The organism is Janthinobacterium sp. BHSEK (genome assembly GCF_056174685.1).
In genome coordinates, this window is record NZ_JBWBYV010000033.1 from 1 (window position 1) to 23,017 (window position 23,017).

Annotated in this window: 17 protein-coding genes; 7 read left to right on the forward strand and 10 right to left on the reverse strand. The window is 63.8% G+C overall.

The features are described 5' to 3' along the window. Positions 1 to 154 precede the first annotated feature (154 nt). The 4 genes from AC0V2Y_RS13335 (at position 155) to AC0V2Y_RS13350 (ending at position 7,447) form a co-directional block, all read left to right on the forward strand. Positions 155 to 940: a PhzF family phenazine biosynthesis protein gene (locus tag AC0V2Y_RS13335; protein WP_475416807.1), complete on the forward strand. Its 786-nt coding sequence runs from the start codon at positions 155 to 157 to the stop codon at positions 938 to 940. A 177-nt stretch (positions 941 to 1,117) separates the two neighbouring features. Beyond that, positions 1,118 to 3,520 carry a TonB-dependent receptor plug domain-containing protein gene (locus AC0V2Y_RS13340; RefSeq protein ID WP_475416808.1) on the forward strand — a complete coding sequence of 801 codons (2,403 nt, stop codon included), beginning with the start codon at positions 1,118 to 1,120 and terminating at the stop codon, positions 3,518 to 3,520. A gap of 335 nt (positions 3,521 to 3,855) precedes the next feature. After that, positions 3,856 to 6,075 (forward strand): OsmC domain/YcaO domain-containing protein, encoded by a 2,220-nt coding sequence (locus AC0V2Y_RS13345; RefSeq protein ID WP_475416809.1) that lies wholly within the window; start codon positions 3,856 to 3,858, stop codon positions 6,073 to 6,075. 388 nt (positions 6,076 to 6,463) lie between these two features. Continuing rightward, on the forward strand, positions 6,464 to 7,447 hold the full coding sequence (locus AC0V2Y_RS13350) for an eCIS core domain-containing protein (protein ID WP_475416810.1): 984 nt from the start codon (positions 6,464 to 6,466) through the stop codon (positions 7,445 to 7,447). Between the two features lie 39 nt (positions 7,448 to 7,486). Here AC0V2Y_RS13350 and coaD read toward each other — a convergent pair whose 3' ends face one another. From coaD to AC0V2Y_RS13375, 5 genes are all read right to left on the reverse strand, one after another. Continuing rightward, positions 7,487 to 8,644, reverse strand: a complete 1,158-nt coding sequence (gene coaD / locus AC0V2Y_RS13355; RefSeq protein ID WP_475416811.1) for a pantetheine-phosphate adenylyltransferase — start codon at positions 8,642 to 8,644, stop codon at positions 7,487 to 7,489. Positions 8,645 to 8,738: 94 nt separating this feature from the next. Then, on the reverse strand, positions 8,739 to 10,073 hold the full coding sequence (locus AC0V2Y_RS13360) for an ATP-binding protein (protein ID WP_475416850.1): 1,335 nt from the start codon (positions 10,071 to 10,073) through the stop codon (positions 8,739 to 8,741). A gap of 2 nt (positions 10,074 to 10,075) precedes the next feature. Beyond that, positions 10,076 to 10,735, reverse strand: a complete 660-nt coding sequence (locus AC0V2Y_RS13365; RefSeq protein ID WP_034750756.1) for a response regulator — start codon at positions 10,733 to 10,735, stop codon at positions 10,076 to 10,078. A 72-nt stretch (positions 10,736 to 10,807) separates the two neighbouring features. Continuing rightward, positions 10,808 to 12,319, reverse strand: a complete 1,512-nt coding sequence (locus AC0V2Y_RS13370) for a Do family serine endopeptidase (protein WP_475416812.1) — start codon at positions 12,317 to 12,319, stop codon at positions 10,808 to 10,810. Between the two features lie 259 nt (positions 12,320 to 12,578). Continuing rightward, positions 12,579 to 13,049 (reverse strand): Hsp20 family protein, encoded by a 471-nt coding sequence (locus AC0V2Y_RS13375; protein WP_475416813.1) that lies wholly within the window; start codon positions 13,047 to 13,049, stop codon positions 12,579 to 12,581. 223 nt (positions 13,050 to 13,272) lie between these two features. Between AC0V2Y_RS13375 and AC0V2Y_RS13380 the strand changes: the two genes are divergently transcribed. Next, positions 13,273 to 15,156, forward strand: a complete 1,884-nt coding sequence (locus AC0V2Y_RS13380; protein ID WP_475416814.1) for a M61 family metallopeptidase — start codon at positions 13,273 to 13,275, stop codon at positions 15,154 to 15,156. Positions 15,157 to 15,227: 71 nt separating this feature from the next. Beyond that, a complete protein-coding gene (locus AC0V2Y_RS13385) occupies positions 15,228 to 15,578 on the forward strand; it encodes a hypothetical protein (RefSeq protein WP_034783462.1) in 351 nt (116 codons plus the stop codon). 82 nt (positions 15,579 to 15,660) lie between these two features. On the opposite strand, the gene AC0V2Y_RS13390 is transcribed toward AC0V2Y_RS13385, so the two are convergent. The 4 genes from AC0V2Y_RS13390 to imuA all read right to left on the reverse strand — a co-directional run bounded on the left by AC0V2Y_RS13390 (position 15,661) and on the right by imuA (position 19,413). Continuing rightward, entirely contained in the window at positions 15,661 to 16,419 is a 759-nt protein-coding gene (locus tag AC0V2Y_RS13390) for an alpha/beta hydrolase family protein (RefSeq protein ID WP_475416815.1), read from the reverse strand. Positions 16,420 to 16,499: 80 nt separating this feature from the next. Continuing rightward, positions 16,500 to 17,204, reverse strand: coding sequence for a glutathione S-transferase N-terminal domain-containing protein (locus tag AC0V2Y_RS13395; RefSeq protein WP_475416816.1), 705 nt, complete (start codon positions 17,202 to 17,204; stop codon positions 16,500 to 16,502). 81 nt (positions 17,205 to 17,285) lie between these two features. After that, positions 17,286 to 18,773 (reverse strand): Y-family DNA polymerase, encoded by a 1,488-nt coding sequence (locus AC0V2Y_RS13400; protein WP_475416817.1) that lies wholly within the window; start codon positions 18,771 to 18,773, stop codon positions 17,286 to 17,288. After that, positions 18,703 to 19,413 carry a translesion DNA synthesis-associated protein ImuA gene (imuA, locus tag AC0V2Y_RS13405; protein ID WP_475416818.1) on the reverse strand — a complete coding sequence of 237 codons (711 nt, stop codon included), beginning with the start codon at positions 19,411 to 19,413 and terminating at the stop codon, positions 18,703 to 18,705. Before imuA ends, AC0V2Y_RS13400 begins: the two co-directional genes overlap by 71 nt. A 206-nt stretch (positions 19,414 to 19,619) precedes the next feature. Here imuA and AC0V2Y_RS13410 point away from each other — a divergent pair, with 206 nt between their 5' ends. Further along, positions 19,620 to 20,885: a putative Na+/H+ antiporter gene (locus AC0V2Y_RS13410; RefSeq protein ID WP_230541189.1), complete on the forward strand. Its 1,266-nt coding sequence runs from the start codon at positions 19,620 to 19,622 to the stop codon at positions 20,883 to 20,885. A gap of 48 nt (positions 20,886 to 20,933) precedes the next feature. On the opposite strand, the gene AC0V2Y_RS13415 is transcribed toward AC0V2Y_RS13410, so the two are convergent. Then, positions 20,934 to 22,967, reverse strand: coding sequence for a GNAT family N-acetyltransferase (locus AC0V2Y_RS13415; RefSeq protein ID WP_475416819.1), 2,034 nt, complete (start codon positions 22,965 to 22,967; stop codon positions 20,934 to 20,936). Between the last annotated feature and the right edge of the window lie 50 nt (positions 22,968 to 23,017).

Genomic DNA, 23,017 nt, shown 5'->3' on the forward strand with positions numbered 1-23,017 from the left:
ATCGATCCGCATGCGGGAAGTATATCATCTGTTGATATGCCAATTCCACGAAAGCCTCAATAACTGCAGCCGTTGACTCCATCCGGCCAAGACATCGAGAAGCTTTGTACCTATTTTCGTTTATGCTGGTGTTTTACCTTTTGCATCGACCGCCATGATCGTCCACTTATTAAAATGTTTCGGCGCCGCCCCCGGTGGCGGCAATGCGGCGCTGGTCGTGGAAAACGATGGCAGCGGAGAAACGGCGCGCCAGGCCTTCGCCCGCGAACGCCAGGTCAGCGCCTGCGTCTTCCTCGACCGGCAGGCGGATGGCGCCATCGTGCTCGACTATTTTTATCCGCACACGCGCAGCCCCCTGTGCCTGCACGCCACCCTGGCCGCCGCGCACGTGCTGCTGGCGGCGCCCGGCGCGCCGGCGGAGCTGACGGTGACGACCGCCATGCGCGGGCAAGCCTTGCAGCTGGTGCGCCGCGCGGAAGGAATCTTCATCGGCTTGACTTCGCAGCCGGCACCGGCCGTCATGCTGGAAAAATATGTGCCGTCCGAACTCATGGGCCAGCACATGCACTTGCTGTCGCCGCCCGTGATCGCCTCCGTCGGCAGCCCGAAGCTGCTGCTGGAAGTGGCCGACCGCACCACGCTGCGGGCGCTGCGGCCGAATCTGGAATTGATCGCCGACTGGAGCGCCTTGCATCAGGTCAGCGGCTGCTATGCGTACTGCCGCACGGGCGAGCATGAATATGAAGGGCGCAACTTCAACCACCGCGACCCGGCGCTGGAAGACAGCGCCACGGGCGTGGCGGCGGGCGCGCTGGCGGCGCACCGACAACAGTCGTTGCGCCTGCATCAGGGCCATGTGACGCAGCAGCCCTGTTTGATCGAGGTGCAATACAGCGCAGACGCAATCTGGGTGGGCGGCATGGTGCAGCGCAGCACCTGAATGGGGCATCGCGCACCGGTACAAGGCAAGCCGGGCAGCGGCCAAAAGATAATCAACCAGGAAACAACAGTTACGGCAAATTTGTAATAACAAAACAAAGTATCGCTGGTGAATGCTGAAATGATGGCACTAGAATCAAGTCACGAATCTTGCTCATCAGCCACTTGGAGACACTGCGTGCCGACCCTTACCACCTTGCGTAAAGCCATCCTCATCAGCCTGTACGGCAGCGCCGCCCTCGCCGCCTTCAGTCCCGCCGCCATGGCGCAAAGCAGCGAGGCAACGGCCACGGACGGTCCCGTGCAAACGGTCAGCGTGGTCGGCTCGCGCCGGGTCGCCAGTTCCGCCACCGACACCATGGTGCCGGTCGATATCATCCCCATTTCCCGGGTGGCCGAGCAAGGCGGCCAGTTTGACCTGGCGCAATCGCTGCAATACATTTCGCCCTCGTTCAACTCCACGCGCCAGACGGGCGCCGACGGGGCCGACCTGATCGATTCGGCCGCCCTGCGCGGCCTCGGCTCCGATCAGACCCTGGTGCTGGTGAACGGCAAGCGGCGCCACACGACGGCCCTGGTCAACCTGTTCGGCGCGCGCAACCGCGGCAACACGGGCACGGACATGAATGCGATTCCTTTGCTGGCGATCAAGAACGTGCAAGTGCTGCGCGACGGCGCCGCTGCCCAGTACGGCTCGGACGCCATTGCCGGCGTGATCGACATCGAACTGAAGAAAAGCCTGGGCTGCGAAGCGGTGGCCGGCTACAGCCAGTACTCGGAAGGCGACGGCAAGAATTACATGACCTCCGCCTACTGCGGCATCGCGCTGGGCGACAAGGGCACCCTGGCCATCACGGGCGAATACCTGGACCGGGGTCGCTCGAACCGGGCCGACGCGGACAGCATGCGCATCATCGGCGACACCAAGTCCAAGAACAAGACCCTGTACCTGAATGGCGACTACGCCACCAGCGGCACGGGCAAGCTGTACTTCACGGCCGGCGCGCAGACGCGCGACGCCTCCAGCGCCGCATTCGGCCGGGGCGGCATCGGCAGCGACGACATTCCATCACGCAATTCGGCCGCCATGTACCCGGACGGTTTCGTACCCTTCATTAACGGCAAGATCGACGACCAGTACGCCACCATCGGCCACCGCAGCCAGATCGGCGAATGGCATGCGGACTTTTCGCAAACCTATGGCTACAACAAGATGCGCTACGACATCAGCCATACCCTGAACGCCTCGATCGCCAACCTCGACCTGATGAATGGCGGCAAGGGCGTCAGCGCCAGCAACTTTGACGCGGGCGGCTTCTCGTTCCAGCAACTGACCAGCAACGCCGATTTCAGCCGCTACTACGACACGGTAATGCGCGGCATGAACGTGGCCTTCGGCGCCGAATACCGCAGCGAGGAATACAAGATCATGGCCGGCGAGCCGAACTCCTACATCGATGCCGACGGCGTGGGCACGGGCGGCAATGCGGGCAGCCAGGGCTTTCCCGGCTTCCAGCCCGGCGACGCTACCAAGGCCAAGCGCCACAGCATCGCCGCGTATGGCGACGTGGAACTGGACTGGACGGAACGCCTGAAAACCCAGGCGGCCCTGCGCTACGAAAAATTCAGCGATTTCGGCTCCACCGTGACGGGCAAGCTGGCCGCCAGCTATAAAGTGGCGCCGAACGTGCTGCTGCGCGGCTCGGCCAGCACGGGTTTCCGCGCGCCATCGTTGCAGCAAGTGTATTTCTCGTCCACCTTCACCGACTTCATCGGCGGCGTGCCCACCGACGTGGTGCTGGCGCCGAACGGCGGCACCGTCGCCAATGCGGCCGGCATTCCCAAGCTGAAAGAGGAAAAATCCACCAGCTTTACGTTCGGCACCACCTGGACGCCGACGCAAGCCATTTCCGTGACGGCCGACTTGTACAATATCAAGATCAAGGACCGCATCGTGCTGTCGGGCCGCTTCAATGCCGACAACTACCCGGATCTGGCCGCGCGCCTGGCCTTGCTGGGCGTGGGCGAGGCGCAATTCTTCGTCAACTCCATCGACACGCGCACGCGCGGGCTGGACTTGACGGCTTCGCACAAGGGCGAGCTGGCCGGCAACCGCCTGAACACCTTCCTGGCCTTGAACCTGAGCAAGACGGAAGTGACGAAGGTCAAGACGCCCGCCTCACTGACGGGCTTTGAAGACGTGCTGCTGTCCGAGCGCGAACGCCTGTTCATCGAACAGGGCGGCCCGCGCGCGAAAGCCACCCTGGGCTTCGACTACATCACGGGCAAGCTGGAGTCGGACCTGCGCATCATCTACTTTGGCCCGCAAACCCTGGGCACCTTCAGCGGCACGGCCGAGGGCGTGCCGAACGCCCGCTACAAGGCCAAGACGTCCGCCGACCTGAGCTTCACCTACAGCATCAACAAAAACACCAAGCTGACCTTTGGCGGCAACAACATCTTCAACGTCAAGCCCACCACGCAAAACGCGGACGAGACGGACAACGGCTTCAAGTACGACAGCGTACAGTTCGGTCTGAACGGCGCGTCGTATTTCGGACGGCTGTGGGTGAAGTTCTGACCACCGTGTCCGCATAAGAAAACAGCGGCTGCGCCGGCATGGGCAGCCGCTGTTTTTTTGGCGGGCCGCAATACACTCACGTCCGCACAGCACGGCCAAGGTCAACATCGCACTGCGATGCGAGCTCGTCCATCACAGCTTGCGATTTTTGTATGTCAGCAAGAATATCCATATAGACAACCTTCTGTGCGATAGGTGAAAAGCAATGAACTATCATGCCTGCATCATTGCCCCAGCGGCTCCCGGCCAGCACGGCCGCAGTGAACAATCTTTGTCCCGCGGCGGAAAGCAAGGATAATAGCGGCTAACTCATAAGCACAGTATTGGATTACCTCATGGAAATTAAAGTCAACTTTCTCGACAAGCTGCGTCTCGAAGCCAAGTTCGACGATTTTACGGTCATCGCCGACCAGCCCATCCGCTACAAGGGCGATGGCTCGGCGCCTGGCCCGTTCGATTACTTTTTGGCATCATCGGCACTGTGCGCGGCCTACTTCGTGAAGTTGTATTGCGATACGCGCAATATTTCCACGGAAAATATCCGCCTGTCGCAAAACAATATCGTCGATCCGGAAAACCGCTACCAGCAGATTTTCAAGATCCAGGTCGAGTTGCCGGCCGATATCTCGGCCAAGGACCGCCAGGGCATCCTGCGCTCGATCGACCGTTGCACGGTGAAGAAAGTGGTGCAGACGGGCCCCGAGTTCGTCATTGAAGAGGTGGAAAACCTGGATGCCGATGCCCAGGCCTTGCTGGCCCTGAATCCGGCGCCGGGCGCGAATACCTATATCGTCGGCAAGGATTTGCCGCTGGAACAGACCATCGCCAATATGTCGGGCCTGCTGGCGGGCCTGGGCATCAAGATTGAAATCGCCTCGTGGCGCAACATCATTCCGAATGTCTGGTCGCTGCATATCCGCGATGCGCATTCGCCCATGTGCTTTACCAACGGCAAGGGCGCGACCAAGGAAAGCGCGCTGGCGTCGGCCCTGGGCGAGTATATCGAGCGCCTCAGCAACAACCATTTCTACGCGGGGTCGTTCTGGGGCGAGGACATCGCCAACGCGGATTTTGTCCATTATCCGAACGAACGCTGGTTCAAGCCGGGCCGCAAGGATGCGCTGCCGAAGGAGATTCTCGACGCATATTGCCTCGACATCTACAACCCCGATGGCGAGCTGCGCGGCTCGCACCTGGTCGACACCAACTCCGGCAATGCCGAGCGCGGCATCTGCTCGCTGCCGTATGTGCGCCATTCCGATGGCGAGGTCGTGTATTTCCCGTCGAACCTGATTGAAAACCTGTACGTCAGCAATGGCATGAGCGCCGGCAATACCCTGGTCGAAGCCCAGGTGCAATGTCTGTCGGAAATTTTCGAGCGGGCCGTCAAGCGCGAAATCCTTGAAGGCGAGATCACCCTGCCCGACGTGCCGCAGGAAGTGCTGGCGAAATACCCGGGCATCCTGGCGGGCATACAGGGGCTGGAAGAACAGGGTTTCCCCGTGCTGGTGAAAGATGCGTCGCTGGGCGGCGTGTACCCGGTGATGTGCGTCACCCTGATGAACCCACGCACGGGCGGCGTGTTTGCCTCGTTCGGCGCGCACCCGAGCCTGGAAGTGGCGCTCGAGCGCAGCCTGACGGAATTGCTGCAGGGCCGCAGCTTCGAGGGCTTGAACGACTTGCCGCAGCCGACGTTTGCCAGCGAAGCCGTCACCGAGCCGAACAACTTCGTCGAACACTTCATCGATTCGAGCGGCATCGTCTCGTGGCGCTTCTTCAGCGCGAAGGCCGATTACGATTTTGTCGAGTGGGATTTTTCCGGCCAGGGCGAGAACTCGAATGCCGAGGAAGCGGCGACCCTGTTCGGCATCCTCGCCGGCATGGGCAAGGAAGTGTACACGGCCGAGTACGACCAGCTGGGCGCCACCGCCTGCCGCATCCTCGTGCCCGGTTATTCCGAGGTGTATCCGGTCGAAGATTTGATCTGGGACAATACCAACAAGGCGCTGCTGTTCCGCGCCGACATCCTGAACCTGCATAAGCTGGACGATGCCAGCCTGGAAGACCTGCTCGACCGCCTGGAAAACAGCGAGCTCGACGAGTACGGCGACATCGCCACCCTGATCGGCATCGAGTTTGACGAAAACACGGTCTGGGGCCAGCTGACGACCCTGGAATTGAAGCTGCTGATTCATCTCGTTCTGCAGCAATTCGAGGAAGCGAAAGAGCTGGTGGAAACCTTCCTGCAGTACAACGACAACACGCTCGAGCGCAAGCTGTTCTATCAAGCCTTGAACGTGGTGCTGGAAGTGGAACTCGACGACGAGCTGGAACTGGACGACTACGTCGTCAATTTCCGCCGCATGTTTGGCAACGAACGCATGGACGCGGTGCTGGGCTCGGTAGACGGCAGCGTGCGCTTCTACGGCCTGACCCCGACCAGCATGCAGCTGGAAGGTCTGGACCGGCACCAGCGCCTGATCGACAGCTTCAAAAAGCTGCACGCGGCGCGCGCCAGGGCGGCGATCCGCCAGAGTGACGGGGTACAGGGCTAATTCGCAGGAATGACGCCAGGAACGCCGGTCAAAACCTACTGTGCGTCGGTTTTTCAGGCGTTGTCACCCCGGCACAGATTCGACTACCGCACAATACCTGTACCGGAAATACGGCGGCTACCGTGTGACCCCATGGCACACGCTGGATACGCTGCGACATGGCGCGCAGAGAAGCACCGATCATCCCTAGGCATTTCCCGCATGAGCACGCTATCCATGGCATCAAGCCGAAAAATTCCTGACTGAATTGAATGAATTGAGCTAGCGCAAAGCCTTCCTTGTTTCAGGCGAAATACCCTGCCGTGCGCAGGGATCAGGCGTATCGTCATCGTTGTTGCCACCACCGCACCATGCCATATAACAGGGGCAACCTGCATAAGGGGGACCCATGGCTACGCTATCGCACATGACCGCTGGCTTGCTGGCGCTGGTAGGCATATTCTTCAGTACTACGGCGGCCACGGCCGACTGCCCCGATTGTCAGTATGAAGCATGCGTGCCGCTAGTCGGATGTGCCTGCCTTCCTAAAAGTGGCTGCATTCTTCCCCCCGTCATCGATCCCGGCAAGGTGATTGAGCGGGGTAAGACAGATCCCATCGGCACCATTCTGAATCCGCTTGCGCCTCTCAACCCCACCGGCATCCCGACGCTAGGCGACATCACTGAATTTGCCGTAAAAAATCCCGATGCTGCAATCCAGTTGATACAAAATCCAGGCCAGATTCCCTACACGCCGGTGGCAGCGGCGATGGTATCGGCACGCAACGCCGTTGTCACAGGCGGTCATGCCAATGGCATGGAGCCAGGAATCAAGGCTTTCCTGATGCGTTGGCATTCCCCCGACTTGCTCGATTCCGTCCGCTGGACCAGCGAGTGGAGTGCTTTGCAGAACACGCTGCAGGCGGCACAAATGCAATTCAACAGCAACACGCGCGCTATTACAGTCTTGAATGCCGTCATTTTTCGCAGCGATGATGATGCGCGCGATCCTGCGCTATGGGCGCATGAAATGATGCATGTCCAGCAATACAAGGATTGGGGTGTAACAGGCTTTGCCAAACAATGGGTGGATAACTCATCCGATGGCGGTCCTGTCGAAGCCCCTGCATATGCCCGAGAAAACGAAGCCAGATTGCTGTCGCCGCCGCATGTCGGTACCCGCTCGATGGGCGTCTCGGGGTTTGCCCCGCCCATGCCACAGAAACTGCCGTCAGGATGGCTGCTGACGACATGCCAATGCTGGGGATCGGTGAGTCCCGCAGCACGGACCGGCGCGCCCGTCTGTCAATCCGGCATCGCCATTCCCCGCGCCTGCGGACCTGCCGGCATCTGCGGCGACGGGGGCGCTCCGTGGCAAACCAGTTGTCTGTGATACCCAGACCAAGGCCGCCGCCACGCCGGCGGCGTGACATCATGCACGCGAGTGCGCCGCCAGCGCCGCGATCTCCTTCTGCATGTTGTCGATGGCCCGCTCGTTGTACTGGTCGGCGAAATACGCATCGCCAAACAGCTGGCCCGCCTGTGCCTTGGCGCACAGATGCTGCAGGGCCAGGCCCCGCTGTTCGTTGAAACGCGCGGGGTCCATGTGCGCGTATTCGCGGACGATGGCTTGCGTATACGCCAGGTACACCTCCTCGTCCTGGCCCAGGATGGCCAGGTCGGCGCTGAGCATGGCGTCCTTCAGCGCGTGGCTGATGCCAGGACCCTGAAAATGGTCGGTGGCGCGTATCAATTGCGCCACATCCTGATTATCGCCCGCATCGAGGCCGCTGGCCAGCCATAGCTGGGCACTGGCCTCTTCGCTCGAATACAGGGCGTCTTCGTCGTGGCTGTAGACGGCGTCGTGGAACCAGAACGCCTTCTTGACCAACGCGCTGTCGCGCTTGGGCGCATAGGTATTGTCGGCCCACACGCGGATCTCGGACAGGCCATGCACCAGGTGGTCGAGGTTGTGATAGTGGCGGTCCACGCCGCCGTACGCCTGCGGTCCCGTCAGGTGCGCGAACCAGTGGTCAAACAGGGCGATGTCCGCTGGCGAGGCGGTGGCGTAGTGCCACAGCACTTCCCACTCCTTGCGCAGGCAGTCGAGTATCCACGCCTGGTAGGCCGGGCCGGGGACGAATTTCTTCATGGTCCAGTTCCAGCCGACGGGCCCTTCCAGCGCCTTGACGAAGCTGGAACTGACGGAACCGAGGTCGCGCGGCGGCATGACGAAGATCGTCTTGGCGCCCTGCAACACGTCCACATTGGTTTGCTGGATCAGGTTTTCATAGTCGAAATCGGCCGTCGTGCGGATGCCGCGGATCAGGTAGTCGCAGCCATGCTTTTTCGCCGCGCGCGCCGTGTAGTCGCCCTTGACGATGACCACCTGCACATTCTCCCAGCCGCACTCGCGCGCGCTCTGCTCGATGATGCGCTTGCGGTCTTCGGCGGGAAATTGGGGACGCTTGGCGGGGTTTTGCGACAGGAACACGATCACCTCGTCGGCGAGCGAACGCGCCTCGCCGATCACCCACATGTGGCCGTTGGTGATGGGATCGAGGGTTCCTGAAAAGCCGATCTTCTGCATGCTGCGCTCCGTTTGCTTGATTGCTTATTGCGCAGACAATATATGCCAGCGGCGCGCGCGTCAATGCAACATGCCAAGGATCATGATCAAAACGTTATTTTTTTACGGCTTGCGGGAATTCCACGCGCACGCACAGGCCGCCCAGGCGCTCGGATTTGTCGAGCACCAGGCGCGCGCCATGGCGTTCGGCGATGGCCTTGATGATGGCCAGCCCCAGGCCGCTGCCATTGGCATCCGTGCCGGGCACGCGGTAGAAGCGGCTGAAGACGCGCTCGCGCTCCTCGGGCGGGATGCCCGGGCCGCTGTCTTCCACCGATAAGGTCACGCCGACGGGGCTGGCGCGCAGGTCGATGTCGACCGTGCCGCCCTGCGGCGTGTACTTGATGGCGTTGTCGACCAGATTGCGCAGCATGATGTTGAGCGCGTCGGCCTGGCCGGCGACGCTGGCCGCATCCATGTGGTGCAGGCCCAGGTCGATCTTGCGCGCCTGCGCGATGCCGGCCATGTCGCCCAGCGCGCGCTTGACGACGTCGTTCAAATCCACCGCCTGCAGCTGGTCGCCGCTGGCGGCGCTCGCTTCCTGGCGCGCCAGCACCAGCAATTGCTCGACCAGGCGCGTGGCCCGCTCGATGCCGGCGCTCACGCGGGAAATGGCCAGGCTGCGCTTTTCTGCCGATTCGGCCCGCTCCAGGCTCAACACCTGCAGCTTCAAGGCCGCCAGCGGCGTGCGCAATTCATGCGCGGCGTCGGCGACGAAGTGCTGCTGCGCGTCGAACGCCGTTTTGACACGGCCGAACAAAAGATTGAGCTCATGCACGAGCGGGCGCACTTCGTCGGGCAAGCCCGCTTCCGAGACGGGCGACAGATCGTCCGCCTGGCGCGCCGCCACCTGCTTGCGCACGCGCGAGACGGGCGCCAGCGAACCGCTGACGACCCACCAGACCACCAGCATCAGGATAGGCGCCATCAGCGCGATGGGGCCGACCGTGCGCAGCGCCAGGCTGCCGGCCATGCGCTTGCGCACGGCCATGTCCTGGGCGATCTGCACCGTCTGGGAACTGGTTTGCACGGAAAAGATGCGGTAGGTGGTGCCGTTGGCCTTCACATTCGAAAAGCCCAGCACGGCGCGTTGCGGCAATTCCGCGCGCGTGATCGAACGGAACACCTGCACGCCGTCCGGCGTCCACACCTGCACCACCATGTCATTGTTGACAGGGTCGGCCGGCAAGGCTTGCGCGTGGTTGGCCAGCGGCGCGCCCGAGCGCAGCGACAGGGCCATCTGCTGCATGTGATAGTCGAAAATCTGGTCGGCGTCGTACAGGGCGCTGCGGTAGGCGATCGAGGCCTGCGCCAGGGCCGCCATGATGATGGCCGCCAGCAAGAACCACAGCAGGCGGCCGCGCAGCGAGTGCGTCACCGTGACCTTCATCCTCATGCCTTGGGCACCATGTAGCCGAGGCCGCGCACGTTCTGGATCAAGTCGCTGCCCAGCTTCTTGCGCAAGCCGTGGATATACACTTCCACGGCATTGCTGTTGACTTCATCCTTCCAGCTGTACAGCTTTTCTTCCAGCTGCGCGCGCGACAGCACGATGCCGGGGCGCGCGATCAGCGCTTCCAGCACGGCCCATTCGCGCGCCGACAGGTTGACGGGATGGCCTTCGGCAATCACTTCGCGCGTCAGCGGATTGATGGAGACGCCCTGGTGTTCGAAGACCGGTTCCGGCCGCCCCGAGGCGCGCCGCAGCAAGGCGCGGATGCGCGCCAGCAGTTCGTCGAGGTCATACGGTTTTAATACGTAATCGTCGGCGCCCGCATCGAGGCCCGCGATGCGCTGCTCGATGGCGTCGCGCGCCGTGGCTACCAGCACAGGCGTGTCGAGCTTGCGCAAGCGCATCGAGCGCAGCACGTCGAGGCCATCCTTGCGCGGCAAGCCCAGGTCCAGCAGCACCAGGTCATAGGTCTGCGTCTGCAGGGCCGTATCGGCCATGTCGCCATCCTTGACCCAGTCCACCGCGTAATGCTCGGCGCGCAGCAAGTCAAGCACCACTTCGCCGATCATCGTGTCGTCTTCTACCAGCAATAGCCGCATGGCCGCTCCTTTTTATTTATTTGCCCCATAGCGGAAGGCTGGGGTCAGACCCGGCGGGTCTGACCCCGGTATTTACCCCAGCCGTACAGGAATGAAGATCTTATCGGGGCCGCGCTGTATCAGCAAGGCCACCGACTTGGCGGATTTTTCCACCACGTCGCGCACCTGCTCGACGGTGTTGACGGGACGGCCATTGACCGACAATAGCACGTCGCCCGGCTGCACTCCGGCATTCGCGGCGGCGCCGCCCGCGTCTTCCACCAGCAGGCCGGCGCTGATGCCCGCCTCGCGTTTTTCATCCGATTGTAACGGACGCAGGGCCAGGCCCAGTTTTACCTTGCCGGCGGCGCTATCGCTCTTCGCCACTTCGGCCACCTTGTCGGCCGCATTGCCCAGGGTTGCCGTCAGGCTGACAATCTTGCCGTCACGCCAGACATCCATGGTGATCTTGTCGCCTGGCAAGGAAGTCCCCACCAGCGCCGGCAAGTCGGCCGAGCCGATGATGCGCTGGCCATTCACCTTGCGCACGACGTCGCCCGATTTCAGGCCCGCCTTGTCGGCCGGGCTGCCCCGCTCGACGTTGGCCACCAGCGCGCCTTCCGGCGTGGCCAGCTTGAACGAGTCGGCAAAGCCCTGGTTGACTTCCTGCACCGTCACGCCCAGCTTGGCATGGCTGGCCTTGCCCGTGGCGACGATCTGGTCCTTGATGCGGCCGGCCAGGTCGATCGGGATGGCGAACGACAGGCCCTGGAAACCGCCCGTCTGGCTGTAGATCTGCGAATTGATGCCGACCACTTCGCCGCGCGTGTTGAACAGGGGGCCGCCCGAGTTGCCGGGGTTCACCGCCACGTCCGTCTGGATGAAGGGCACATTGCTGTCGTCCGGCAGGGAGCGGCCCTTGGCGCTGACGACGCCGGCCGTCACCGTGCTGTCGAAGCCATACGGCGAACCGATGGCCAGCACCCACTCGCCCACTTTCAGGTCGCTCGAATGGCCAAGCGGCACGACGGGCAGGTTGTTGGCGTCGATCTTCAGCACGGCGATATCGGTCTTCGGATCCGTGCCCAGCACCTTGGCGCGGAATTCGCGGCGGTCGTTCAGCTTGACGGTCACTTCGCGCGCATCGCGCACCACATGGGCATTCGTCATGATGACGCCGTCGGGGCTGACGATGAAGCCGGAACCGAGGCCGTGCGTGGGCACGTCGCGGCCACCGCGCTGTCCGCCTTGCGGGCCCTGGAAGCGGCGGAAGAATTCGAAGAAGGGGTCGTTGCCGAAGTCGTCGTTGCCGGCCTGGGCCGATGGGTCGTAGGCCACCTTGGTGCTGCCCGTGACGCTGATATTGACGACGGCCGGGCTGTTGCGCGCGGCGATCTGGCTAAAGTCGGGCAAGGCCACCAGCGGCGCGCTGGCGGCAGGCGCCACGGCGGCAGCCACCGGGGCTGCGGGCGCAGCGGCGGCATTCGCGCCGGCATTGTTCTGATGCACCACCATGGCGCCGCCGGCGCCCAGCACACCGATCGCGGCCAGCGCGGCTACGGTGCGTTTGATTTTCAGGGATGCGGTATTCGTTTGCTGTTCCATGAATTGCTCCTCATTTAATGAGATTTTGATGTATGCAATAGTGGGCCACGAGTCTTAGGCGGTGCTTAACATTTTTCCATTTGGAAACAGGCATTTGCGCCTTTAAGCGGGGTTTAATCTTGCGCGCTCCGCGCACCTCACATGGCGGGCGATAAAGGGCCCGAACGGGCGCCGGACGTGACACTGGCCGGATCAACCGGCCAGTATTTTACTGCATGGGAGAGGTTAGCCCGGGCGCCCGAGGGGCGCCGCGATCAGATCAGGCTGCCTGGCGCTGTTCCAGCGCATTCACGTTAGCGGCGATGGTGTCGCCGCCGCTGCCGATCTCGATCTTGCGCGGTTTCAGCGCTTCCGGCACTTCACGCACCAGGTCGATGGTCAGCATGCCGTTTTCAAACGTGGCGCCCGTGACCTTCACGTGGTTGGCCAGCTGGAAACGCTGTTCGAAATCGCGGGCAGCGATGCCGCGGTGCAAGAAAGTACGCTCGACGCCATCTTTCTGCTTGCGGCCCGTGACGTGCAGCGAGTCGCGTTCCGTGATGATGTCGATCTCTTCGCGCGAGAAGCCGGCCAATGCCATCACGATGCGGTATTTATCTTCCGACACCAGTTCGATGTTGTATGGGGGATAGCTCGGTTGCGCATCGGCGCGCTGTTCGTTGAGCAGCTGTGCCAGGCGGTCGAAGCCGATGGCGGAACGATACAGGGGGGCAAGGTCAAAAGTACGCATGATAAATATCCTTTTCAAATGAAGCGATAAGAGGGGCGGACCTCACCGTGAGCATCCGCCTGCTACCAATCTAAGGACGATCAAGCGGCCTTCAAGGCCTTGAAATTGGCGCAAAACGCCCCAGACGCCGCCAAATTTGTAAGAATTTTTTACAGAATGCTAGACTTCCCGTTTGCCATTCCCGCCGCCGCCCCGTCCCATGCCCCGCTCCATGCCCCGTTCCATGCCCTATTCCCGCGCCGTCCTGTCCCTGTCCTTCTCGCTCCTCATTTCCGCAGTGGCCCAGGCCGCCGCACCTGGCGCCACCCCCATCGTGCTGCATGTGGATGCCAGCAATGTGGCGCAGCAACTGTTCAGCATCCGCGCAAGCATTCCCGCCGCGCCCGGCAAGCTGACCTTGCTGTATCCGCAATGGGTACCGGGCAACCACGGCCCCAGCGGCCCGCTGAACCAGCTGGCCGGCTTGCGCCTGTCCGCCAACGGCGCGCCCCTGGAGTGGCGGCGCGACCCCGTCAACATGTTCGCCTTCCACCTCGACGTGCCGGCCGGCGCCACGGCCGTGGAAGCGCAATACCAGTTCCTCTCGCCCGTCGACACGAGCCAGGGCCGCATCACCATGACGAGCGCCATGCTGGGCGTGCAATGGCATGCGATGACCCTGTATCCGGCCGGGCGCGCCGCGCGCGACATCCTCGTGCAGCCCAGCCTGACCCTGCCGGCCGGCTGGGAATTTGCCAGCGCCCTGGAAGTGCGCGCGCGGGCGGCCACGCCGGCCAGCCAGCAAGTCGATTTCGAAGCGCTGGACCTCGACACCCTGGTCGACTCGCCCGTCTTCGCGGGGCGCCATTTCGAGCGCATCGACCTCGACCCGGGCGCCAAAATCCCCGTGCACCTGAACGTAATGGCCGACGGCGCCGACAGCCTGGAGGCGACGCCGCAGCAAGTCGAGCAACACCGGGCCATGCTGCAGCAAGCCTACAAATTGTTCGGCGCGCGCCACTACCGCCACTATGATTTCCTGCTGGCCTTGAGCGACGAGTTCGGCGGCATCGGCCGCGAACACCTGCAGTCGAGCGAAAACGGCGTCAAGCCCGGTTATTTCAGCGAGTGGGACAAGAACGAGGCGGGCCGCGTGCTGCTGCCGCACGAGCTGGTGCACTCGTGGAACGGCAAGTTCCGCCGCCCCGCCGGCCAGGACACGCCGGATTTCAATACGCCGCTGCAAAACAGCCTGCTGTGGGTCTACGAAGGCCAGACGCAATACTGGGGCAATGTGCTGGCGGCCCGCTCCGGCCTGGTGGCCCCGGCCCACATGCGCGACCTGTTCGCTGCGACGGCGGCCCATTACGACGTCATGCCCGGGCGCAGCTGGCGCACCATGCAGGATACGACGAACGACCCCATCATCAATGGCCGGCGCCCCATAGCCTGGAGCAGCTGGCAGCGCGACGAGGATTACTATATGGAAGGCGCGCTGGTCTGGCTCGACGTCGACACCACCATCCGCGCACTGTCGGGCGAGCGTCGCTCGCTGGACGACTTCGCCCGCAGTTTCTTTGGCATGCAGGATGGCAGCACCACGCCCCTGCCCTACACCTTCGAGGATGTGGTGGCGGCCCTGAACGCCGTGCAGCCGCACGACTGGGCCGCCTTCCTGCGCACGCGTCTCGACGGCCACGGCCCCGGCGCACCGCTGGACGGCCTGGCCCGCGCCGGCTGGAAACTCGTCTACCGCGACATGCCGACGCCGTTCATGAAAGCGAATGAAGAGCACGGCGAGAGTACGGACCTGACGTACTCTTTGGGATTGACGATCGACAAGGACGGCAAGCTGGGCAAGCTGCTGTGGGATGGCCCCGCCTTCCGGGCGGGTTTGTCCGGCAATACGACCTTGCTCGCCGTGAATGGCACGGCTTACACGCCCAAGCTGCTGAAGGCGGCCATCCAGGCGGCCAAGACCAGCCCGCAGCCGATCAACTTGCTGGTCAAAAAGGGCAAGCAATTCCAGACGGTGGCGCTCGACTACCACGGCGGCTTGCGCTACCCGCAGCTGGAGCGCATCGCCGGCACGCGCGACCGCCTGTCGGCCATCCTGCAGGCGCGCTGAGGCGGAGATTGCCCGGTGATTTTGCGCCGCGCGCCCCCATGCGGGGCCGGCTTTTGGTGTATGCTGGCGGCATGAACAATGACACCGACATCCAGCTCAGCGGCCCCTTCAAGGCCACCGACGGCTCCGGCCGTGCCCACGACATCAAGGCCATCCGCATCTTCGACGAAGGCTACGGCATCATCGACGTCTACGTCGATTTCGCCGCCCCGCTCGAAGCGGGCGCCTACAAGGACAAGACCCTGGTCGGCCACATCCTGGCCCGCCTGCGCAGCCTCGGCTACGTAGGCCCCGACTTCGGCCACGGCGACCTGGGCTTGCAAGACAAGAAACTGATCGTCCTGGAAGCGCCGGAGGAATTTTCCGCCTTTGCCGTCAGCAAGGGCTGGAAAGATCTTTCGGCCGAGTTTGACGAAGATTAAGCATTCAAACTATCAGCACTATCTGCGCCGTACCCGCATCTTGCCGGTACGGCGTTTTTCATGGGCGACCGCTTAGTTCAGCTTAGTTGATATAACGTGCGCTCCAGGCGGCGATGACGTTGGCGACATACGCGGCATCATTGCGCCCCGTCAACAGGTGGTCGGCATCGTCGAGCGAGACGAAGCTTTTCGGGTGCTTCGCGGCAGTAAAGATATCCATCGCGTTCGACAGGCTCACCGTCGTGTCCTTCGGCGCGTGCATCACCAGCAGGGCGCGGCGCAGGCCGGCGATGTGCTCCTTTAAACTGTGGCTGCCCGCGTCGTCGACGAATTGCTGGCGGATGCGGAAGGGCCGCCCTTCCAGCTGCACCAGCGCCTCGCCCTCGGCGGCGATTTGCTCCAGATGCGCGCTGAACATGCGCGTCACATAGGCGGGCGTGCTGGGCGCGGCCAGGGTGGCAATGGCGGTGGCTTCCGGCACGTGCGCGGCGGCCGCCAGCACGGCGGCGCCGCCCAGGCTATGGCCGATCAGCAATTGCGGCGCAGCATGTTTTGCCCGCAGGAAATCGGCGGCGGCGACCAGGTCATCCACGTTCGACGAGAAATTCGTGGCGGCAAACTCGCCTTCGCTGGCGCCCAGTCCCGTGAAGTCGAAGCGCAGCACGGCGATGCCGTGTTCCGTCAAGCCTTGCGCGATGCGCCGCGCGGCCAGCACGTCCTTGCCGCAGGTAAAGCAGTGGGCGAACAGCGCGTAGGCGCGGATGGCGCCGTCGGGCGCGTCGAGCCGCGCCGCCAGCACATGGCCGTGGGCGCCGGGAAAATCTTGCCGGGTGGATTTCATTGTCTCAGATCAAAGCTGCCGCGCAGGGCGGCCGAAGGCGCATTGTAGCGCCGCCCGGCCGCCGCCGCAGTTGGCCAACCTTATCCGCGCTGCGGGATGTCGATCCCCTTGATGACGGCGGGACGGGCAAGGAACGCGTCCAGCGCGCGCCGCACGTTCGGGAAATTATCAAAACCGACCAGGTCGCCCGCGCCATAGAAACCCACGAGGCAGCGCACCCACGGGAAGATGGCGATGTCGGCAATCGTGTACTGACTGCCCATGATCCAGTCGCGGCCCTGCAGGCGCTGTTCCAGCACGCCCAGCAGGCGCTTCGCTTCGCCCAGATAGCGCTCCAGCGGACGCTTGTCTTCGTATTCCTTGCCGGCGAATTTGTGGAAGAAACCCACCTGGCCGAACATGGGGCCGATACCGCCCATCTGGAACATCAGCCATTGAATGGTTTCGTAGCGCAGGCCCGCGTCCTGGGGCAGGAACTTGCCCGTCTTTTCCGCCAGGTACAGCAGGATGGCGCCCGACTCGAACAGGGCCAGCGGCTTGCCGTCAGGACCGTCCGGGTCGAGGATGGCGGGAATCTTGTTGTTCGGATTGAGGGACAGGAAGGCGGGCGACAGCTGGTCGTTCTGCTCGAAGCTGACCAGGTGCGGCTCGTACGCCAGGCCCAGCTCTTCCAGCAGGATCGACACCTTGATGCCGTTCGGCGTCGGCAGCGAGTACAGCTGCAGGCGCTCGGGGTGCCGGGCAGGCCATTTTTGGGTGATGGGAAAATCGGAAAGCGGTGTCATGGATATCCTTCATTTCAATTAAAGACGCGGCGCAAGAAAGCAAGTATAGCCAAGCATGGCAGTTTCAGCAGGACAGCGCCTTCAGCCAAACAAGCCATGCAAAAACCAGCGCGGCGCGGCGTCTTCGCCGCTGCCAGCGATGCGTTCGCGGTAGACCCAGTAATGGGCGTGGTCGAGGCCTTCCGCAATGAAGTAATCGCGCGCCTGCGACTGGCCCCACCAGCCTGCCTCGATGCGTTCGGCAACGGACACCATTTTCAGGGGCGAGCCATAGAAGGGCCGGTGCTCGCGCATCAGGAGGGCGATGGGCTGGGCCAGCAGCCAGGCGGGACGGGGCATGCCGGGCAAGCCGGGCGGCAAGTCGGGCAGCGCGTTTTTTCCAGCCGGCTTGGTCGGCAGAGGCAGCCACCGGTTGGCCGCTTCGGGGCGGTAATCGGCGCGCGGCGCGGCCTGCAGGACATTGTCCATGCCCAGGCGCGCCACCAGCAATTCCAGCAAGCGCTGGCGCTCCTGCGGCGTGCCGCCCGGCTCGGGGAACAGGCTATCGCTGGGCGGCGCCATCGGCTGCACCTGCAGCGCTTCCAGGGTCAGGCCGATCACGGGCGCGTCCAGCGCCAGCTGCGCCAGGCGCTCCTTGAGCAGGCGCACCAGGTGCTCGTCGCGCCAGACGGCCTCGCCCAGCGCCAGGTCGATGATGGTGGGCGGGCGCGCCACCCTGCCCCGCTCGTGCGCCAGCAGCAGCTGTATGCGCTCGACGGCGAATTGCCGCGCGCACAGCCAGCCCGTCATCTGCTGCAGCAGGCGGCGCGCGCCGAACAGCAGCGCGTCGGCGTGCTCCACGCGGTCGAACAATTCCAGGCTGGCGCGGAACGTGGGCGGCGCTTCGAGCCAGACGAACAGTTCCGTGCCGTGGCCATGCGCGTCGTCGAGCATGTCCAGCAGGGCCCCGCCGCAACGGCGCTGCAAGCCGGGCCGGGGCAAGTGGCGCAGCTGCCCCAGGGTGCGGCAGCCGATGCCGTCCAGCCAGTCGAGCCAGGGGCGCGCGGGCGGCAGCAAGGCGCACGGCAAGCCGTCGAGCCGGCGCACCAGGCTGGCCATGCTCAAGGTCCGGCCCCGGCGCGTCGCGGCGCGCGCCAGCAGCCAGGCGCCGCGCGCCGTGGGGGCGCACGACAGCTGGGCCGTGTAGCCGAGTGCGCGCAGGCTGGCCGCGATGTGCCGGCACAGGGCGCGCACGCCGCCGAACAGGCGCAGGCTGGCGCCCGCGTCGACGAGCAGGGTCGCTTCCTCGCCCTGCGCCACCAGCGGCGAATATTGCAGCAGCGCCAGCGCCACCGCCTGCAGGGCCTGTGCTTCCAGCTCGGGCGAGCGTTCGTGCAGGCGCGCCTGCGGCGCCAGCATCAGCGCGCCCGCGCGGCGCATGCCCGGCCGGATGCCGGCCGCCAACGCCAGCGGCGACAGGGCCATCACTTGCTCCTGCTCCAGCACTACGCCGAGGTGGTCAGCCGACCAGCGCGGGCAAAACACTTCGAGCGGGAGCCGGGGCAGGCACAGGCCGATCCAGAGTCGCATGACGCAGCAGTAAAGAAGGAGGTTGCAGGGGCAGGAACAGGGGTGCGTCGCGCTGCGGTCCCCGGCGCTTGATGAAGCCGATCTCGATGCCGCCGGCGGCCGGGCGCACGGACAGGCGCAGCGGCGCGGGCGACGCATCCTGCGCGCCGTGCAAGGGGCGCAGCATGCAGAACAGGGTGTTGCCCGACTGCGCCGCCAGATGCAGCCGGCGCAGGCTGTCGGCGCGCACGTGCGCCTGCCAGAACAGCAGGGCGCCGCACGTGCCGCTGCGCAAGATATTCTCCGCCGCCCACAGGGCGTCCTTGCTGCCGGCGCTTTTGATCCACAGCAATTGCGATGGCGCCAGTCCCTGCGCGGCCAGGGCCAGCGCCTGCGGCGGATGGGGCGGCTGCAGCAGCACGATGGGCAAGCCCGGCAGCTGCGCCAGCGCGGGCGCCAGCAGCCGCAATTCGCCGCTGCCCGGCTGCTGCACCAGCAGATCGATGAGGCTGCCGCTGGGCCAGCCGCCGCCGGGCAGCTGCGCCGACAGGGCGGCAAAGCCCGTATCCAGGCAGCGCGCGGCGCCCTGGCCCAGCTGCGATGCGCGCCACAGGGACGGGTGCAGGGCTTCCGGCGAGGCCATCAATTCGGAATGTTGCATAATTGAATATGAAGATGAATACTGTATGCATATACAGTACTATCCAGCCCTGCTTTTGGCAAGGCTTATCTGCCAGATAGCGTGCCCGGGGCCGCTCCGCCATGTCCGAAAAACCCCGTTTCCCGCATCGATTGCTGTACCATAAGCACTCTCCTTACCGCTCGGCAATGCACCGGGCGGCTTCCTCCGTCCATAAGGAAACGCATTTGACCACCATCCAAATCATCAGCGCCATCGTCTTCGGCCTTGCGCTCATCCACACCTTCGCCGCCAAGTCGTTTGAGACATTATCGCGGCGCCACCCCCGCCACGCGGGCTTGCTGCACTTGCTGGGCGAAGTGGAAGTCGTGTTCGGCTTCTGGGCCTTCATCCTGATCATCATCATGGCCTTTGTCTCGGGCAGCGATGCGGCCATCGAGTATGCCGAGTCGCGCCATTACACGGAGCCGCTGTTCGTCTTCGTCGTCATGGTCGTGGCCGCCTCGCGCCCCGTGCTCGACGCCGTGCAGCGCCTGCTGAAAGGCGTGGCGCGCGTGATGCCGCTGCGCACGGAACTGGCCCTCGTCTGGCTGGGCCTGGCGCTCGTGCCCCTGACGGGCTCGCTGATCACGGAACCGGCCGCCATGACACTGGCCGCGCTGATGCTGGCGCCGCAAATCTTCCGTCCGGGCATCCCTGAATGGCTGAAATACGGCGCCTTGGGTGTGCTGTTCGTCAACGTTTCCATCGGCGGCACCCTGACCTCGTATGCGGCGCCGCCCGTGCTGATGGTGGCCACCACGTGGAACTGGGACAGCGCCTACATGGCCACCCATTTCGGCTGGAAGGCCGCCATCGCCGTGCTGGTGAATGCCACGGGCGTGAGCATATTGCTGCGCAAATATCTGCACAGCAACACCTCCGACATCAAGCCGAAGGCCGGCGAAGTGGAAGCGCCGAAAGTGCCGCTGGCCGTCAGCCTGGTGCACATGATCGTGCTGGCCGGCGTCGTGACCCTGGCGCATCATCCCGTGCTGTTCATCGGCCTGTTCCTGTTCTTCCTCGGCTTCGTGCAGGCGTATGAGCGCTATCAAAGCCCGCTGATCCTCAAGGAAGGCTTATTGGTCGGCTTCTTCCTCGGCGGCCTGGTGGTACTGGGCGGCATGCAGCAATGGTGGCTGCAGCCCATCGTTTCCAGCCTGAAACCGCTGGCCCTGTTCTTCGGCGCCCTGGGCTTGACGGCGATCACGGACAATGCGGCCCTCACCTACCTCGGTTCGCTGATCGTCGGCATGACGGACGAAGCGAAATACATGCTGATGGCGGGCGCCGTGGCCGGCGGCGGCCTGACCGTCATCGCCAATGCGCCGAACCCGGCCGGCGTGGCCCTGCTGCGTCGCGGCTTCAAGGATGAATCGATCGGCGCCGTCGGCCTGCTGGCCGGCGCCCTGCTGCCGACGGCCGTGGCGGGCCTGGCCTTCCTGGCTTTGTAAGCTGCATCACGGGGCGGCTGCCGGCCGCTCCCGCGCTTCCCGCCCTCCTCAGTTTCCTTCATACACGAGAAAGTGCAGCCGGTCATAGAACAGGCTGTAGGCGTAGTCGAACGTGCCCACGCTGCGAAAGCCCTTGTGCAGATACACTTGCAGCGCTTCGCTCTTTTCCCACACCGTCAGGGTGATGCGCGCGCAGCCCTTGCGGCCGGCCAGGTCGCGGATTTCATGGAACATTTGCCGGAACAAGCCCTGGCCCCGGTATTTCTCGTCGATGGCCAGGCTGCTGACGAAACAGTCGTCGGCGCGCGCATGCGCCAGCACGAAGGCGTCATACGCATCGTCGAGCGCCTTCATGTCATCGCGGTAATATGACACGGCACCGCAGGCCTGGAATTCGGCCATCGTCGCGGCCGTGAAAAAGCCGATGAAGCGGTCGTCCTCGTCATGCAGGCCGTGGATGTGCGCCAGATACGGGTCGATGTTCTGCCGCCGCTGCAATTCGACGAACTGCAGATTGAGTTTATTGCCGAACGAGCAATACTCCAGGTAACTGGTGGCAAACAGCAATTTGGCCATGCGGTTCTTCGCCTCTTCGCCCAGCAGTTCGCCCGCCACCAGCTTGAGCGGCGCATGCGACAGCAGGCCCGCCTGCGCCTCGTCGCCAGGCGGGGCGGCATCGCTGACGGCCGGCATGCGGCTGCCGTGGCGGCCCACGGTGGGGCGCCAGAAGTTGCCGGCAGCAATATGCTGCGAACGGTGGGCCAGCAGGTAGCGGCAAAAGACGGCATTCACGCGGTCCAGCTGCGGGTCGTCCGACAACACCGAGTAATAGTGGAAGTGATCGATGTCGGCCCGCAGCTGGGCCGCATACGCCATGCGCGGCACTTCCTCGATGTCGAACACGTCGACGATGTCGGGCAGGCGCAAAGGATCGTCGAGCTGCCAGTCGATGTCGGCCAGCCGCGCCACGCAGCGCGCATACGCGCGCCGTTCCTCGTCGCTCAAGGGGATGTGCATGTCGGTAATGATATCGTCCAGCAAGCGCATGCCGCGGATGCCGCCCGCCACCGCTTCGCGCACGCCGTCGTACAGCACGCAATAGCGCTGGTAGAACTCGGCATGGCTGAGCACGGTCACGCCCAGGTTTTTCTTCCATTCGGCATAGAACTGGCTGAACAGCTGCGCCTCGAATTGCGGGCAGGAACGGGGAACCTGCGCAGCGATACCCGCATAGGCGAGGTTCACATTGCGCTGGATCACGCGCAGCGCGGCGTCGTTCTTCTTGGCGATCAGCATGCCCGTTTCATCGAGAAACAGATTCATCCAGCTGACATGCCGGCGCGCTTCGCCCTCGCCTTCCCCGCGCTGGAAATAATCGGGCACTTCCGGCTTCATCAGGAAAATCGTCGCCGGATTATGCGGAATCGTATCGACGTCCATGTACATGCCGCCGTATTCGCACATGATGAGAATGCGGAAATAATCGGACAGGGTGGCGAAGTAGCGCTGCGTATGCAGGGTGTCGAGGATGTCGAAGCGCGCGGGCGCGAAGTCCAGCGCCAGCGCGCGCAGCGAGTTGATGTGCAGGGTCGTGCCGCCGATGGCGTAGCGGCCTATCGTGTAGCGCCCGGCGCCGCCCGTGGGGCTGAAGCGTTCGTCATTGCGCAGCTGCTGCGCATCCCACACCCACAGGATGGAGACATACGGCGCGCCGCCATTGTGCCGCACCTCGTCGAGCGCCGCGCCCCACTGCCCGATCGCTTCGGCAGCGATGGCCGGCAGCGGCCCGCCCATCCAGATGCGGTGCAGGTAGCGCTCGTCGTCGCCGAGGGCGCGCGTGGGGATGCAGCTGAGCGAGGAACAGCTTGCCGCATTGAAATGGTTAAAGTTCAGACCGACGAAGCTGCGCAGGGCGGCGATGCCCGCCTGGTGTTCCGCGGCCAGTTGTTCCAGATCAATGCCAGGGGGCCGCACATCGGCCAAGGTGATGTAATCGAGCTTCAGCCGGTTGATGCGGAACTCGTATTCCAGGTTGAAAATCTTTGCTTGATCGTGTTTTGAGGCCAGGTCATCTATTTTCATGGGCGCACCATTTTCCGCAGGAGAGTGTCAATAAACTTCGCAGGGGGTAA

Bases quoted from the DNA above. Each gene is read 5' to 3' on its own strand.
- coaD (WP_475416811.1), bottom strand. From the start codon at position 8,644: ATGCAGAAGATCGGCTTTTCAGGAACCCTCGATCCCATCACCAACGGC.
- AC0V2Y_RS13375 (WP_475416813.1), bottom strand. From the start codon at position 13,049: ATGCGTACTTTTGACCTTGCCCCCCTGTATCGTTCCGCCATCGGCTTC.
- AC0V2Y_RS13350 (WP_475416810.1), top strand. From the start codon at position 6,464: ATGGCTACGCTATCGCACATGACCGCTGGCTTGCTGGCGCTGGTAGGC.
- AC0V2Y_RS13390 (WP_475416815.1), bottom strand. From the start codon at position 16,419: ATGAAATCCACCCGGCAAGATTTTCCCGGCGCCCACGGCCATGTGCTG.
- imuA (WP_475416818.1), bottom strand. From the start codon at position 19,413: ATGCAACATTCCGAATTGATGGCCTCGCCGGAAGCCCTGCACCCGTCC.
- AC0V2Y_RS13400 (WP_475416817.1), bottom strand. From the start codon at position 18,773: ATGCGACTCTGGATCGGCCTGTGCCTGCCCCGGCTCCCGCTCGAAGTG.
- AC0V2Y_RS13365 (WP_034750756.1), bottom strand. From the start codon at position 10,735: ATGCGGCTATTGCTGGTAGAAGACGACACGATGATCGGCGAAGTGGTG.
- AC0V2Y_RS13370 (WP_475416812.1), bottom strand. From the start codon at position 12,319: ATGGAACAGCAAACGAATACCGCATCCCTGAAAATCAAACGCACCGTA.
- AC0V2Y_RS13345 (WP_475416809.1), top strand. From the start codon at position 3,856: ATGGAAATTAAAGTCAACTTTCTCGACAAGCTGCGTCTCGAAGCCAAG.
- AC0V2Y_RS13385 (WP_034783462.1), top strand. From the start codon at position 15,228: ATGAACAATGACACCGACATCCAGCTCAGCGGCCCCTTCAAGGCCACC.
- AC0V2Y_RS13415 (WP_475416819.1), bottom strand. From the start codon at position 22,967: ATGAAAATAGATGACCTGGCCTCAAAACACGATCAAGCAAAGATTTTC.
- AC0V2Y_RS13335 (WP_475416807.1), top strand. From the start codon at position 155: ATGATCGTCCACTTATTAAAATGTTTCGGCGCCGCCCCCGGTGGCGGC.
- AC0V2Y_RS13395 (WP_475416816.1), bottom strand. From the start codon at position 17,204: ATGACACCGCTTTCCGATTTTCCCATCACCCAAAAATGGCCTGCCCGG.
- AC0V2Y_RS13380 (WP_475416814.1), top strand. From the start codon at position 13,273: ATGCCCTATTCCCGCGCCGTCCTGTCCCTGTCCTTCTCGCTCCTCATT.
- AC0V2Y_RS13360 (WP_475416850.1), bottom strand. From the start codon at position 10,073: ATGAAGGTCACGGTGACGCACTCGCTGCGCGGCCGCCTGCTGTGGTTC.